Annotated in this window: 14 protein-coding genes; 6 read left to right on the top strand and 8 right to left on the bottom strand. The window is 69.4% G+C overall.

Features of this window, described 5'->3' with window-relative positions:
* Window positions 1-193: 193 nt before the first annotated feature.
* Together ACIBKY_RS39700 and trpD are read left to right on the top strand one after the other, a co-directional pair.
* Window positions 194-592 (top strand): hypothetical protein, encoded by a 399-nt coding sequence (locus tag ACIBKY_RS39700; protein WP_379611732.1) that lies wholly within the window; start codon window positions 194-196, stop codon window positions 590-592.
* Window positions 593-602: 10 nt separating this feature from the next.
* On the top strand, window positions 603-1,649 hold the full coding sequence (gene trpD / locus ACIBKY_RS39695) for an anthranilate phosphoribosyltransferase (protein ID WP_397105209.1): 1,047 nt from the start codon (window positions 603-605) through the stop codon (window positions 1,647-1,649).
* A 408-nt stretch (window positions 1,650-2,057) separates the two neighbouring features.
* Here trpD and ACIBKY_RS39690 read toward each other — a convergent pair whose 3' ends face one another.
* The 5 genes from ACIBKY_RS39690 to ACIBKY_RS39670 all read right to left on the bottom strand — a co-directional run bounded on the left by ACIBKY_RS39690 (window position 2,058) and on the right by ACIBKY_RS39670 (window position 7,904).
* Window positions 2,058-3,605, bottom strand: coding sequence for an MFS transporter (locus tag ACIBKY_RS39690; RefSeq protein WP_397105207.1), 1,548 nt, complete (start codon window positions 3,603-3,605; stop codon window positions 2,058-2,060).
* Between the two features lie 121 nt (window positions 3,606-3,726).
* On the bottom strand, window positions 3,727-4,923 hold the full coding sequence (locus ACIBKY_RS39685) for an Ig-like domain-containing protein (protein ID WP_397105205.1): 1,197 nt from the start codon (window positions 4,921-4,923) through the stop codon (window positions 3,727-3,729).
* A gap of 142 nt (window positions 4,924-5,065) precedes the next feature.
* Entirely contained in the window at window positions 5,066-5,479 is a 414-nt protein-coding gene (locus ACIBKY_RS39680) for a cytochrome c oxidase subunit 4 (RefSeq protein ID WP_184970847.1), read from the bottom strand.
* A complete protein-coding gene (gene ctaD, locus ACIBKY_RS39675; RefSeq protein WP_184970845.1) occupies window positions 5,479-7,131 on the bottom strand; it encodes a cytochrome c oxidase subunit I in 1,653 nt (550 codons plus the stop codon). The genes ACIBKY_RS39680 and ctaD overlap by 1 nt, the downstream gene beginning before the upstream one ends.
* On the bottom strand, window positions 7,128-7,904 hold the full coding sequence (locus tag ACIBKY_RS39670) for a cytochrome c oxidase subunit II (protein ID WP_379611598.1): 777 nt from the start codon (window positions 7,902-7,904) through the stop codon (window positions 7,128-7,130). The genes ctaD and ACIBKY_RS39670 overlap by 4 nt, the downstream gene beginning before the upstream one ends.
* Window positions 7,905-8,103: 199 nt before the next feature.
* Here ACIBKY_RS39670 and ACIBKY_RS39665 point away from each other — a divergent pair, with 199 nt between their 5' ends.
* Genes ACIBKY_RS39665 through ACIBKY_RS39655 form a run of 3 tightly spaced genes read left to right on the top strand, consistent with a single transcriptional unit; the run spans window position 8,104 to window position 9,970 of the window.
* Window positions 8,104-9,237 carry a cysteine desulfurase family protein gene (locus tag ACIBKY_RS39665; protein WP_397105202.1) on the top strand — a complete coding sequence of 378 codons (1,134 nt, stop codon included), beginning with the start codon at window positions 8,104-8,106 and terminating at the stop codon, window positions 9,235-9,237.
* Window positions 9,234-9,479: a sulfurtransferase TusA family protein gene (locus tag ACIBKY_RS39660; protein ID WP_379611596.1), complete on the top strand. Its 246-nt coding sequence runs from the start codon at window positions 9,234-9,236 to the stop codon at window positions 9,477-9,479. The genes ACIBKY_RS39665 and ACIBKY_RS39660 overlap by 4 nt, the downstream gene beginning before the upstream one ends.
* Window positions 9,480-9,535: 56 nt before the next feature.
* Window positions 9,536-9,970, top strand: a complete 435-nt coding sequence (locus ACIBKY_RS39655; RefSeq protein ID WP_379611595.1) for a CBS domain-containing protein — start codon at window positions 9,536-9,538, stop codon at window positions 9,968-9,970.
* A 58-nt stretch (window positions 9,971-10,028) separates the two neighbouring features.
* Here the strand turns inward: ACIBKY_RS39655 and ACIBKY_RS39650 are convergent, their stop codons facing one another.
* Both ACIBKY_RS39650 and ACIBKY_RS39645 read right to left on the bottom strand, forming a co-directional pair.
* Window positions 10,029-11,015 carry a carbohydrate kinase family protein gene (locus tag ACIBKY_RS39650; protein ID WP_397105199.1) on the bottom strand — a complete coding sequence of 329 codons (987 nt, stop codon included), beginning with the start codon at window positions 11,013-11,015 and terminating at the stop codon, window positions 10,029-10,031.
* A 176-nt stretch (window positions 11,016-11,191) separates the two neighbouring features.
* Window positions 11,192-11,545 carry an iron-sulfur cluster assembly accessory protein gene (locus tag ACIBKY_RS39645; protein ID WP_184970832.1) on the bottom strand — a complete coding sequence of 118 codons (354 nt, stop codon included), beginning with the start codon at window positions 11,543-11,545 and terminating at the stop codon, window positions 11,192-11,194.
* A gap of 184 nt (window positions 11,546-11,729) precedes the next feature.
* On the opposite strand from ACIBKY_RS39645, the gene nadA reads away from it, so the two are divergent.
* Complete coding sequence (gene nadA / locus ACIBKY_RS39640; protein WP_397105197.1) at window positions 11,730-12,863, top strand: quinolinate synthase NadA; 1,134 nt, start codon at window positions 11,730-11,732, stop codon at window positions 12,861-12,863.
* Between the two features lie 4 nt (window positions 12,864-12,867).
* Here nadA and ACIBKY_RS39635 read toward each other — a convergent pair whose 3' ends face one another.
* Window positions 12,868-13,479 carry an SIMPL domain-containing protein gene (locus tag ACIBKY_RS39635; RefSeq protein WP_397105195.1) on the bottom strand — a complete coding sequence of 204 codons (612 nt, stop codon included), beginning with the start codon at window positions 13,477-13,479 and terminating at the stop codon, window positions 12,868-12,870.
* Window positions 13,480-13,512: the final 33 nt, after the last annotated feature.

Below are 13,512 nucleotides of genomic sequence, written 5' to 3'. Positions count from 1 at the left end.
TGGTCGGTCCGGCGCACGACCCCCCGTTAGCAGGAACAAACATGCCACCAACCAGGGATAATTAGGGCAAATCACCCGCCAAGCACGGCGGCCTGGGATTCCGTCCCGCGCCCCCGGTACGATCCAGTTGACCCTACCTCTACGACCGATAGCGAGCGCAGCAGTGAGCACCACTGGGAGCACCGACGAGACCATGAAGGTCCTCGTCTACAGCGACGACGCCGGCACCCGGGACAAGGTGCGGCAGGCGATCGGGCGTCGCCCCGCGGCCGACGTGCCGTTCGTGGAGATCGTCGAGTGCGCCACCGAGCCCAAGGTGCACCAGTGGCTCGGCTCCGGCGAGATCGACGTGGCCGTACTCGACGGCGAGACCCAGCCCGCGGGCGGCATGGGCGTCTCCCGCCAGGCCAAGGACGAGGTCTACGACTGCCCGCCCATCTGCCTCATCATCGCCCGCCGCGACGACCGCTGGCTGGCCGACTGGTCCAAGGCCGACGCCGTCGTACCCCAGCCGATCGAGCCGATCGTGCTGGCCGACGCCGTCGCCGGTCTCATGCGCCGCCGTTCCGCCTCCCGACTCAACGCAAAGTAGGTACCCGACGATGGACTCCCGCACGACCTGGCCCGCCCTGCTGTCAGCCCTCCTCGCCGGAGAGCACCTCACCGCGGACGAGACCGCCTGGGCCATGCGGGAGATCATGTCGGGGTCGGCGACACCCGCCCAGATCGCCGGGTTCGCGATCGCGCTGCGGGCCAAGGGCGAGACCGTGGCCGAGGTCGTGGGCCTGTCGCGCGCCATGCTCGACCTGGCCACCCCGCTGCACGTGGAAGGTCCCGTGGTGGACGTCGTGGGCACCGGCGGCGACCGCGCCCACACCGTGAACGTCTCCACGATGGCGGCGATCGTGGCCGCCGCGGCGGGCGCCCGCGTCGTCAAGCACGGCAACCGGGCCGCGTCCTCCTCGTGCGGGGCCGCCGACGTGCTGGAGCACCTGGGCATCCGCCTCGACCTGACGCCCGAGCAGACGGCCGGTGTGGCGCGCGAGGCCGGCATCGCCTTCTGCTTCGCCCCCGTCTACCACCCGGCGCTGCGCTTCGCCGGTCCCCCGCGCAAGGAGCTGGGCGTCCCCACCGTCTTCAACTTCCTGGGCCCGCTCACCAACCCCGCCCGCCCCAGCGCGCAGGCCATCGGCGTCTACGACCCGGACATGCTGCCCGTGCTGGCGGGCGTGTTCGCCGAGCGCGGGGTCTCCGCTCTGGTCTTCCGCGGCGACGACGGCCTCGACGAGCTCACGATCGCGACCACGTCCACGGTGTGGGTGGTCAGGGACGGCACCGCCACGCAGACCACGTTCGACCCTGCGGTGCTCGGCATCCCGCGTGCCGAGGTGGGCGCGCTGCGCGGCGGCGACGTCGACTTCAACGCCCAGGCGGTGCACAACCTGCTGCGCGGCGACAAGGGCCCGATCCGCGACGCGGTCCTGCTCAACACGGCCGCGGCACTGGTCGCGCTGGACGGCGCGGGCGACGACCTCGACTCGGCCATGATCGACGGCTATGCGCGCGCCGTCCAGGCCATCGACTCCGGCCGCGCCGCCGCCACCCTGGATCGCTGGATCGAGATCAGCCGCTCTCATCGGCCGCTGTGACCACCCATCTCTGTCACGGTTGTCAGGGCTCCATCCGTTACGGCTCCCGCCGTGGTTGCCCGGACTCGCCGCCGTGAGCTGAGGTCTGTCGAGCGCCGGTCGTGAGGGCTCACGGGGTCGCTCGCCGCTACGACTCCGCCCTTGACCGGCCACCGTGCCCCACCCGGGCCACCGCCCAACGGCGCCGAGCCCCGCCGACCCCCACCCCACCGCGCGGCGCCCCAGACCGCGGGCGGGTGCCCGCCTCACGGACACCCCACCCACGGACCTCCTGCCGCCGCGGCCGGTCACCCGTGTAGGCGCCCGTCTCACGGTCACCCACCCGCGCGCCGCGCAACCCCGTGTTGGTGCCCGTCTCACGGCCTTCCGGATCAGGGACCACCGGAGTGCTCCCGGTGGTTTCGAGGGTCAGTGGGTTGCCTGGGTGAGTTCCTCCGTCGGGGTGGGGGCCGCGTGGGTGGGTGGGACGTGGCGGAGGAGGCGGGCTATCAGGACGGCCATCGCGGCCAGGAGGACCGCGGCCACCAACGCCACCCCGTTGAGGCTGGTCGTGAAGGCCTCTCTGGCGCTCGCCACGAGGGTGGCGCCCGTTTCCCCGCCCACCTGTCCGGCCGCCGTCAGCGCGGTCGCGAGCGTGTCCCTGGAGGCCGTCTCCACGGCCGGGCCGAGGGAGTCCGGCAGCGCAAGGGCACCCCGGTAGAGCGCGGCGCCCAGGCTGCCCAGGATGGCGATGCCCAGGGAGAAGCCGAGTTCGCCGCTGGTCTCGTTCAGGGCGGCGGCCGAGCCGGCCTTCTCGGGCGGGACCGAGCCCACGACCAAATCGGTGCTCAACGTCACCAGCGGGCCCGCGCCCAGATTGATCAGGATCCAGCCGCCGGCCAGCGTCAGCGGGCCCGAGACCGTGTCCACCTGGGTGATGACGAGGAGGCCGGTGACCGAGACGGCCAGGCCGTACCCGATCAGGTAGGCGGGGCGCACGCGGCGGGCCAGCAGCGGCGAGAGCAGGAAGCTGACGCCGTTGGCGGCCACGGCGGGCAGCATCCACAGGCCGGCGGCCAGCGGCGACAGGCCCTCGACGAGCTGCAGGTGCTGCGTGAGGAACAACATGAGGGCACCCATCAGCAGGGTGGCGGCCATCATGCCGGCGAGGGCGGTGCTGAAGGCGCGGCGGGTGAACAGCTTCAGGTCCAGCAGCGGGTGGGCGAGCCTGCCCTGCCTGCGGGCGAAGAGGATGCCCATGGCCAGGCCCAGGGCGAGGCAGGCGAGGGCGACGGGCTGCCAGCCGTGCTTGGCGATCTCCTTGAGGCCGTAGACCACGGGGAGGATGGCGGCCAGCGAGAGCGCGACGCTGATGAGGTCGATCCGGCCCGCCGACGGGGCGCGGTACTCGGGCAGGAGCACCGGGCCGAGAATGAGCAGCAGCACCATCGCGGGCACGCCCAGCAGGAACGCGGAACCCCACCAGAAGTGCTCAAGCAGCGCGCCTCCCGCGATCGGGCCCAGCGCGGCGCCGCCCATGAAGCAGGCCAGCCACACCCCGATCGCCAGCCCTCGCTGGCGGGCGTCGGTGAACATGTTGCTGATCAGCGCGAGCGTGGACGGCGCCAGCGTCGCCCCGGCCAGTCCCAGCAGCGCCCGCGCGGCGATCAGCATGCCGGGGCTGGTGGAGTAGGCGGCCGCGACCGAGGCGAGGCCGAAGGCGGCCGCGCCGATCAGCAGCAGCCTGCGGCGGCCGATCCGGTCCCCGAGGGTGCCCATCGTCACCAGGAACCCGGCCAGCACGAAGCCGTAGATGTCGGTGATCCACAACTGCTGGGTGCTGCTCGCGCCCAGGTCGGCCGCCAGGTGGGGCAGGGCCAGCAGCATCACGAACACATCGATGGAGACCAGCAGCGAGGTCAGGGCCAGCACCGCCAGCCCGATCCATTCGCGGCGTCCCGCCGTCGTCGCCGTCATGGCGCGTCCTTCCGTCGTCTCTCCTGTTTCACGGAGGAGCTCTCCTGTCTTCACGGGAGAGTTCTCCGGCTTTCACGGGAGAGTCGGAACGGCACGCGCGTTCTCTACATGACCGGCCGCGCTACATCGCTTCGGTGCGGCCAGCCTTGATCGAACTCCACTGCAGCCACTGCTTCCAGTCCTCCTGCCAGTGGCCCCAGCCGTTGGTGGGCTCCAGCTTGCGTGGCGTGCCCGTGATGATGATCGGGTCGCCGATCAGGGTGTTCCTGATGAACCAGGAGGCGTTGGCCGGGCTGATGTTCACGCAGCCGTGGCTGACGTTGGAGTAGCCCTGGGAGCCGACGGACCAGGGCGCGCTGTGGACGTACTCGCCGCTGTTGGAGATGCGGACGGTGTTGTAGACGACCATGCGGTAGTAGCCGGGTGAGCCGGGGCCGATGCCGGGCGAGATCATGACGGTGACCGGCTCGCGGGACATCGCCAGGTGGACGCCGGAGGTCGTGTAGTACTTCCAGACTCCGCCCTGGCCGGCGCTCATCGGGATGTCGCGGATCTTCTTGCCGTCTCTGCGCACGGTCAGGTAGTGGGCGTCGGTGCTGCCCTTGGTGATCTGCTCGCGGCCGATCTTGAAGTCGAGTACGTGGTCGCGCTTGCCGTACATGCCGGGGCCGCCGCGTACGCCGGTCAGGCGCGCCTCGAGGCGGACCTTGGTGTGCGCGGGCCAGTACGTCTTGGGGCGGAAGTCCACGTGCCGGTCGTCGAACCAGTGCCAGGCGCCCTCGACGGGCTTGCTCGCCTTGACGTACAGGTTGCGCTCGACGCTGACCCGGTCGGTGATGTCCCGGTCGAAGGTGATCATGATGGGCATGCCGACGCCGACGGTCAGGCCGGTGTTGTCCTTGTGCGGGGTCAGCTGCTCGATCTCGAAGCTCTTGGTGGCCTTGACCGTGGTGAACGTGCTGGTGGTCTGCTTGCCGTCGCCGGTCGTGACGGCGACCGTGTAGGTGGTGCCCGGCCTGGCGGTGCGGGTGCTGCGCCAGCGGGTGGCGTCGCCGCTGAGCACGCCGGGCAGCGTGGTGCCGGGGCCGGTGACGCGGACGCTCTTCAGCGTGCCGCCGCCCGGCGCGGCGACGATCACGGTCTCGTCGGTGCCGATGTTCACGGCCTGGTTGGCCGGAAGTACCGACACGGTGGTGGTTGCCGCCGCGGCCGCCACCGGGCTCGCGCCCTCGTCCGCTCCGGCCGCGTTGCTCGCCGAGCACGCGGTCGCCAGTGCCAGGGCAAGCAGCCCGGCCGATCCAGTCGTTACGCGCCCCACGACAACTCCCCCGTATGTGATCACTCCGCTCACGTCCCGTTACTACCCTCCGTGAGCGAAACGCCACGTATGGCAAGCGGTAAAAAACGCGAAAAACGGGTGCCCTCCCCCGGTTCGGAGGAGAACACCCGTTATCGCAGGCTCAGTGGGAGAAGTTGCCCCGGTAGTACTGGAACACGAACCCGATCATGGCCATGACGACCATGAACAGCCCGATCAGGAACATCCAGAGGCCGATCGCGAACCCGGCGAAGGCGAAGGCCGCCGCCAGGCAGAGGAACAGCGGCCACCAGGAGCTCGGGCTGAAGAAGCCGATCTCACCGGCGCCGTCGCTGATCTCGCCCTGCTTGTTGTCCTCCGGCTGGTCGCCGATCCGGCGCGCCGTGAACATCAGGTAGTAGCCGATCATGAAGGCGAAGCCGACCGAGATGGCCATGGCCGTGGTGCCGACCGGCTCGCCCTGCCCGGTCGCCGACTTGGTCCAGAACCAGTAGGCGACGTCGACGGCGGCGAAGAACAGGCCGCAGAGCAGGAACAGCCAACCCTGTACCTTCATCAGGCCTCAACCTCCTGCTTGGCCGAAACGTGCGGGTAGTGCAGGTCGAACGCGGGCCGCTCGGAGCGGATGCGCGGCAGCGAGGTGAAGTTGTGCCGCGGCGGCGGGCACGAGGTGGCCCACTCCAGCGAGCCGCCGTAGCCCCACGGGTCGTCCACGGTGACCTTGGGCGCGCTGCGCGCGGTCTTCCACACGTTGTAGAAGAACGGCAGCACCGAGATGCCCAGGACGAACGCGCCCACCGACGAGATCATGTTGAGGTCGGTGAAGCCGTCGGCCGGGCTGTAGTCGGCGTAGCGGCGCGGGAAGCCGAGCACGCCGAGCCAGTGCTGGACCAGGAACGTCGTGTGGAAGCCGATGAACAGCAGCCAGAACTGCAGCTTGCCGAGCCGGTCGTCGAGCATCTTGCCGGTGAACTTGGGCCACCAGAAGTAGAAGCCCGCGAACATCGCGAACACCACGGTGCCGAAGACCACGTAGTGGAAGTGGGCCACGACGAAGTAGGTGTCGGAGATGTGGAAGTCCAGCGGCGGCGAGGCCAGGATGACGCCGGTCAGGCCGCCCAGGAGGAAGGTCACCAGGAAGCCGACCGAGTAGAGCATCGGCGACTCGAACGACAGGTGTCCCCGCCACATCGTGCCGATCCAGTTGAAGAACTTCACGCCCGTCGGCACCGCGATGAGGAACGTCATGAACGAGAAGAACGGCAGCAGCACCTGCCCGGTCGGGAACATGTGGTGCGCCCAGACCGTGATCGACAGACCCGCGATGGAGATGGTCGCGGCGACCAGCGAGATGTAACCGAAGATCGGCTTGCGGCTGAAGACCGGCAGGACCTCGGTGACGATGCCGAAGAACGGCAGCGCGATGATGTACACCTCGGGATGGCCGAAGAACCAGAACAGGTGCTGCCAGAGCAGCGCGCCTCCGGTCTCACTGGCGAAGATGTGGGTGCCGAGCTTGCGGTCGGCCTCCAGGGCGAGCAGCGCGGCGGCCAGCACCGGGAAGGCCATCAGCACGAGCATGCTGGTGAGCAGGACGTTCCAGGTGAAGATCGGCATCCGGAACATGGTCATGCCGGGCGCGCGCATGCAGATGATCGTGGTGATGAAGTTGACCGAGCCGAGGATCGTGCCCAGGCCGGACAGCGCCAGGCCCATGATCCACAGGTCACCGCCGAGTCCCGGCGAGCTGATCGCGTTCGACAGCGGCGTGTAGGCGAACCAGCCGAAGCTGGCCGCGCCGTTCGGGGTGAAGAACCCGGACACCGCGATGATGCTGCCGAACAGGTAGAGCCAGTAGCTGACCATGTTCAGGCGGGGGAACGCCACGTCGGGGGCGCCGATCTGCAGCGGCATCAGCTCGTTGGCGAAGCCGGCGAACAGCGGCGTCGCGAACATCAGCAGCATGATCGTGCCGTGCATGGTGAACAGCTGGTTGAACTGCTCGTTCGAGGTGAACTGCAGGCCCGGCTGCGCCAGCTCGGCGCGCATGATCAGCGCCATCACGCCGCCGATCAGGAAGAACGCGAACGACGTGATGAGGTACAGGTGACCGATGATCTTGTGGTCGGTCGAGGAAAGCCACTTCGCGATGATCCGGCCCTTGGGAGTCGGACGCGCCGTGGTGATCGGCTCTTGGATGGCGGTCACTGGGTGCTCCCGGCCTGTGCGAGGTACTTGTCGTAGTCATCCTGCGCAACGAGCTTCACCGAGAACAGCATGCGGCTGTGGTCGACGCCGCACAGTTCCGCGCAACGGCCCGCGTAGACACCGGGCTCGTTCAGCGTCTTGACCTCGAAGACCCGGCCGGGGTTGCCCTCCTTGATGCCGGGGATCACGTCACGCTTGAACCGGAACGCGGGCACCCAGAAGGAGTGGATCACGTCAGGCGAGGACAGGTCGAACTGGACCGTCTTGCCGACGGGCAGCACGAGCTGCGGCCCCTGCCTGTAGTCGCTGACCGGCTGGCCCACCACGGGCGTCAGCTTCTTGCCGCCGACCTCGGTGGTGAAGCGCCAGCTCCACTGGAAGGCCTCGACCTTCACCTTGACGTCGGGAGTGGCCGACACCTTCTCCAGCGTGTTGCTGTCACGCGCGGTGTAGAAGAAGAACACCGACACCATGACCAGCGGAACGAGCGTGTAGAAGATCTCGATCGGCAGGTTGTAGCGCACCTGCGGCGGCAGCTCGGCCGACTTCTTCCGCTTGCGGTGGAAGATGCATGCCCAAAGGATCAAGGCCAGGACGACGGCACCGGTGGCGAGAGCGGCGATCCAGGCCCCGTTCCAGAGGCTCTCGACGACATTTCCCTGCTCGGTTACGCCCTTCGGCAGGAGGCCGCTGGACCAGTCGGCCTCGGGAACATCATTCGCACACGCCGTAGCGGAGGCCAGCAGCAACGCCAAAGCGGCGGCGCGTGGCACTCTGCCCCGGACCAACGAACGCCGCGTCGAACGGCGAGTCGGACTCACGGATCGCCTACCCCACAGATGAAGCCCAGGAGTCACTCCTGGGCGCTCGTATTTCCAAATGCACAGCTGATTGCAGACACATTAGCGCGGAGGGGCCTCGCCCTCCCGCCCGCCCCCTCGATGGCGCGCCGGGAGTGGGACGATAAGTCGCGTGGCGTACTTCGACGCGGCCTCCACCGAGCCGCTTCACCCCCAGGCACGCGAGGCGTATCTGGCGGCCCTGGACGTGGGCTGGGCCGATCCGGCACGGCTCTACAACCAGGCCCGCCGCGCGCACATGCTGCTGGAGCAGGCCCGCACGGAGGTGGCAGAGGCACTCGGCGCGCGTCCTGACGAGGTGTCGTTCACCTCTTCCGGCACGCAGGCCGTGCATCTCGGCGTGCTCGGCACCCTACACGGGCGGCGCCGTACCGGCCGCCATCTGGTCACCAGCGCGGTGGAGCACTCCAGCGTCCTGCACGCGGCGGGGGTGCACGAGCGCGACGGCGGCACGGTCGAGACCGTGGGCGTCGGGCTGACCGGCCGCGTCGACCTGCCCGCCTTCACGGCGGCGGTCGCGGCCGAGGGTACGGCTCTCGCCTGCCTGCAGACCGCCAACCACGAGGTCGGCACGCTCCAGCCGGTGGCCGAGGCGGCGGCTGCCTGCCGCGAGCACGGGGTGCCCCTGCTGGTCGACGCCGCCCAGACGGCGGGGCGGCTGCCGATGCCGGAGGGCTGGTCGGTGCTGACGGCCAGCGCCCACAAGTGGGGCGGGCCGGCCGGGGTGGGCGTGCTGGCAGTGCGCAAGGGCACCAGGTTCCGCTCGTTCCTGCCGGAGGACGAGCGCGAGCGCCGCCGGGTGCCCGGCTACGAGAACGTTCCGGCGATCGTGGCCGCGGCGGCGGCGCTGCGCGCGATGAGCGCGGAGGCGGAGCGGGAGCACGCGCGGCTGTCGGCCCTCGTGGACCGGATCAGGAACACGGTGCCGAAGGTCGTCCCCGACGTGGAGGTCATCGGGGAGCCGGTCGAGCGGGCGCCGCACATCGTCACCTTCTCCTGTCTGTACGTCGACGGGGAGGTGTTGCTCACCGAGCTCGACAAGGCGGGATTCGCCGTATCGTCCGGGAGCTCGTGCACCGCTAGTACGCTTCGACCATCGCATGTTTTGGAGGCGATGGGCGTGCTCACGCACGGGAACGTCAGGGTCTCGCTGCCCCGTGGGGCTTCCGCGGCGGAGGTGGACAGGTTCCTGGAGGTCCTTCCCGACATGGTGCGCCGGATCCGGCAGGACGCAGGAGTGGCATGACAGAAGTGACTCAGCCCGCACTGACGATCGACGCGCTCGGGAAGAAGTGCCCGATCCCGATCATCATGCTCGCCGAGCAGATCAACTACGTTCCGCTCAACGCGGTGGTGGCGGTGCTGGCCGACGACCCGGCCGCCTACACCGACGTGCCCGCCTGGTGCCGGTTGAAGTCGCATCCGCACGTGGGCACGTACGAGCTGCCCGGCGGCGGCTGGGCCATCCACGTGCGGCGCAATTACTGACCTGCGATCGTGGGTAGGACCGTGCGGGAATGTCATCTCATTTCGGGGGGAATCCGATGACCGCTGGACACCCGCACGAGACCGCCCGCGACCTGATGAGCGCGGGCGTGGAGTGCATCGCCGCTCACGAGACCCTGGACCGGGCGGCGCAGATGATGCGCGACCGCGGCGTCGGCGCGCTGCCGATCTGTGGTTCCGACGACCGGCTCAAGGGCATCATCACCGACCGTGACATCGTCACCAAGTGCATCGCCGAGGGCCACGACCCGTCCAGGGTCACCGCCGGCGACCTGGCCACGGGGCTGGTGTGGGTCCCGGCCGACGCCACCGTGGAGGAGGCGCTGGCCCGGATGGAGGAGAACCAGATCCGCCGGCTGCCGGTGATCGAGAACCACCGCATCATCGGGATGATCAGCGAGGCGGACCTGGCCAAGCACCTGCCGGACGACCAGCTCGCCGGGTTCGTGCACCGCGTCTACGCGGGCGTCTGACGGCGGGGCCGTACCGGAGGGGCGGGCGCGGCGTTGACGGCCGCGCCCGCCGCCGGGGTCAGGCGTAGTGGCACTTGACGTGGCCGGAGATCTCGGCCGCCGCCTCCGCGCCGTAGGCGGCCGTGAAGCGCTCCAGGAAGGACTTCTGGCCCAGCTCGTACTCCTGGCCGCCGACGCGCTCCAGCACGTGCGTGGCGGTGAGGTTGCCCACCTGGCCGCACCGCTCCAGCGACAGGCCCCACGCCAGCGCCGACAGGAAGCCCGCGCGGAAGGCGTCGCCGACGCCGGTCGGGTCGGCCTTGCCGAGCTCGGGCGCGGGCGCGACCTGGATGGACGGCTCGCCCTTGCGCGCGATGACGGCGCCCTTCGGGCCCAGCGTGGTGATGCGCACGCCCACGCGGTCCAGGATCTCCTCGTCGGACCAGCCGGTCTTCTGCTCGATGAGCCCCTTCTCGTAGTCGTTGGAGAAGAGGTACGCGGCCCCGTCGACGAGCTGACGGATCTGCTCGTCGGCCATGCGGGCCAGCTGCTGGGAGATGTCGGCGGCGAACGGGATGCCCCGCTGGCGGCACTCGTCGGTGTGCCTGAGCATCGCGTCGGGGTCGTTGGGGCTGATCAGCACCAGGTCGAGCGCGCCCACGCGGGCCGCGGTCGGCTGCAGCTCGATGTTCCTGGCCTCGGCCATCGCGCCCGTGTAGAAGGAGGCGATCTGGTTGTGGTGTTCGTCGGTGGTGCACAGGAACCTGGCGGTGTGGTGAGTCTCCGACACGTGCACCGAGTCGCAGTCGACGCCGTGGCGCTCCAGCCAGGAGCGGTAGTCGGCGAAGTCGGGCCCGACCGCGCCCACAAGGATGGGGGTCAGGCCCAGGCAGCCCATGCCGAACGCGATGTTCGCCGCACAGCCTCCCCGCCGGATCTGCAGGTCGTCGACCAGGAACGAAAGTGACACCCGATCCAGTTGTTCGGCGATGAGCTGGTCGCCGAAGCTTCCTGGGAACGTCATCAGATGGTCTGTCGCGATGGAGCCGGTGACGGCGATGCGCACGGGATTCTTCTTCCTCGTTGTCTGCAGGCCAAGTAGAGCCTCACGAGGATATGCGAAGGCCACGTCCACACCAAGGTGAACGCGGCCTCCCACCAACCGGCCACCAGACCGGCTGGACGACGACCACAACCCCGGCGCCCTCAGGGGGTCCGGGGCGGATCGGTGCGAACGCCTTCTTAGTTGAAGGAGTCACCACAGGCGCACGAGCCGGTGGCGTTGGGGTTGTCGATGGTGAAGCCCTGCTTCTCAATGGTGTCGACGAAGTCGATCGTCGCGCCCAGCAGGTACGGCGCGCTCATCCGGTCCGTCACGACACCGACGCCGCCGAAGTCGGTCACCACGTCGCCGTCCATCGAACGGTCGTCGAAGAAGAGCTGGTAGCGCAGGCCGGAACAGCCACCGGGCTGGACGGCCACCCGCAGCTGCAGGCCTTCCTCACCCTGCTGCTCCAGCAGGCTCTTGACCTTGGCCGAGGCCGCGTCGGTCAGGATCAGGCCCTGCGTCGTGGTCTCGCTGCTCTCAACCGTCATGTGCGAACTCCCGCGGTCTGTTTCTGACTTCCTACTAAGACGTTAGCAACACCGGCCGGCCTCTTCACATTCCCCACCGTCCGTGCGGCCTGCCATACCCCCGCAAAAGGGGTGGGGTACGGCAAAGCGCAGGGATGGGTATGTCATCATGAGTATCGTCAATCCGACGATAAGGGGTTCGGCCATGACCACCACCCAGTTGTTCATCCTTGGCAGGAGCGCCGACGCGGGCAGTGAGCGCGGCGTCGACTGTCCCGGCGAGCTTCCCGCCGCCTCCGACCCTGACCTGGTCGAACGGGCGCGCAAGGCGAAGGAGGCGCTGGGCGCGCGCGTGTTCGTGCTCGGCCACCACTACCAGCGCGACGAGGTCATCCAGTTCGCCGACGTGACCGGTGACTCCTTCAAGCTGGCCCAGCAGGCGGCCGCGCGGCCGGAGGCGGAGTTCATCGTCTTCTGCGGCGTGCACTTCATGGCCGAGTCGGCCGACATCCTGACCGGGCCGGATCAGCGCGTGGTGCTGCCCGACCTGGCGGCCGGGTGCTCGATGGCCGACATGGCCACCTTCGACCAGGTGGAGGAGTGCTGGGAGGCGCTGGAGGACGCGGGGCTGGCCGGCGACGTCGTGCCCGTCACCTACATGAACTCCAGCGCCGACATCAAGGCCTTCTGCGGACGGCACGGCGGCGTGGTGTGCACGTCCTCCAACGCCAGGCGGGCTCTGGAGTGGGCGTTCGAACAGGGCAAGCAGGTGCTGTTCCTGCCCGACCAGCACCTCGGGCGCAACACCGCGGTGCTGGAGATGGGCATGTCGCTGGAGGACTGCGTGGTGTGGAATCCGCACCGGCCCAACGACATGGGCAAGGTCGCCGAGGCGAAGATGATCCTGTGGAAGGGTCACTGCTCGGTGCACGGGCGCTTCACCGCCGAGTCCGTGGACGACGTGCGGGCCCGCGTCCCCGGCGTCAACGTGCTGGTGCACCCGGAGTGCCGCCACGAGGTGGTGCTGAAGGCCGACCACGTGGGCTCGACCGAGTACATCATCAAGACGCTCCAGGCCGCGCCCGCCGGGTCCAGCTGGGCCATCGGCACCGAGCTGAACCTGGTCAAGCGGCTGGCCCAGATGTTCCCCGACAAGAGCGTCTCGTTCCTGGACAAGACGGTCTGCTACTGCTCCACCATGAACCGGATCGACCTGCCCCACCTGGTGTGGGCGCTGGAGTCGCTCGCCCTCGGCGAGACGGTCAACCAGATCACGGTCGAGCCGGACACCGCCCACTGGGCCAAGGTCGCCCTCGACCGCATGCTGGCGCTGCCGTAACGGCTCAGCCGCCGAAGGCGTACACCACCCGGACCGACACCGTGACGGACTGCTCACCCGGGCTGATCGAGGACTGGTCGGCCATGGCCGCCGCGGCCATCATCATCGGCCGCGGCGGGGCGTCGGCCTCCTCGCTGATGGACACGACCTGGCCGAGCGGGCGGCCCGCCAGGCCCGCGTACTGCTCCGCCCTGGCCCTGGCGTCCTTGAACGCCCGGTCGCGCGCGTCCTTGAGCGCCGCGACCGGGTCGGAGATCTCGAAGCTCACGCCGTTGAGCCTGGCCTCCTCGCCGACCCCCGCCACGAGGTCGATGATCCGGTCGGCCTGCGACAGGTCGCGCACCACCGCCTCGACGCCCTGAGCGGCGCGGTAGGCGGAGACCTTCGGGTAGTTCTCGTACTCGGGCCCCAGCGACAACTCGCTGGTGCGCAGGTCCTTGGCGGCCAGGCCCGCATCGGCCAGCGTCCGCAGCAGCCGGACGGCGGCGGCGCGGACGGCGGCGAAGGCCTCGCCGGCGCTCGCCTTACGCACCTCGACGCCCGCGTTGAGCCGCATGACGTCGGGGGCGGCCGAGACCGCGCCCTGACCGAGCACGGTGATCTGCTGGCTGTCCACGTGTACCCCCTGAGGAGTCCGGAGCTTCGGGCC

The sequence above is a fragment of the Nonomuraea sp. NPDC050394 genome, assembly GCF_044459065.1.
Lineage (GTDB): Bacteria > Actinomycetota > Actinomycetes > Streptosporangiales > Streptosporangiaceae > Nonomuraea.
This window is presented reverse-complemented; position numbering and strand designations above follow the sequence as displayed.

What these genes read in the sequence shown, in the direction of transcription:
- ACIBKY_RS39700 (WP_379611732.1), top strand. Translation starts at nt 194, where the DNA reads ATGAAGGTCCTCGTCTACAGCGACGACGCCGGCACCCGGGACAAGGTG.
- trpD (WP_397105209.1), top strand. Translation starts at nt 603, where the DNA reads ATGGACTCCCGCACGACCTGGCCCGCCCTGCTGTCAGCCCTCCTCGCC.
- ACIBKY_RS39690 (WP_397105207.1), bottom strand. Translation starts at nt 3,605, where the DNA reads ATGACGGCGACGACGGCGGGACGCCGCGAATGGATCGGGCTGGCGGTG.
- ACIBKY_RS39680 (WP_184970847.1), bottom strand. Translation starts at nt 5,479, where the DNA reads ATGAAGGTACAGGGTTGGCTGTTCCTGCTCTGCGGCCTGTTCTTCGCC.
- ACIBKY_RS39660 (WP_379611596.1), top strand. Translation starts at nt 9,234, where the DNA reads ATGACAGAAGTGACTCAGCCCGCACTGACGATCGACGCGCTCGGGAAG.
- ACIBKY_RS39655 (WP_379611595.1), top strand. Translation starts at nt 9,536, where the DNA reads ATGACCGCTGGACACCCGCACGAGACCGCCCGCGACCTGATGAGCGCG.
- ACIBKY_RS39645 (WP_184970832.1), bottom strand. Translation starts at nt 11,545, where the DNA reads ATGACGGTTGAGAGCAGCGAGACCACGACGCAGGGCCTGATCCTGACC.
- nadA (WP_397105197.1), top strand. Translation starts at nt 11,730, where the DNA reads ATGACCACCACCCAGTTGTTCATCCTTGGCAGGAGCGCCGACGCGGGC.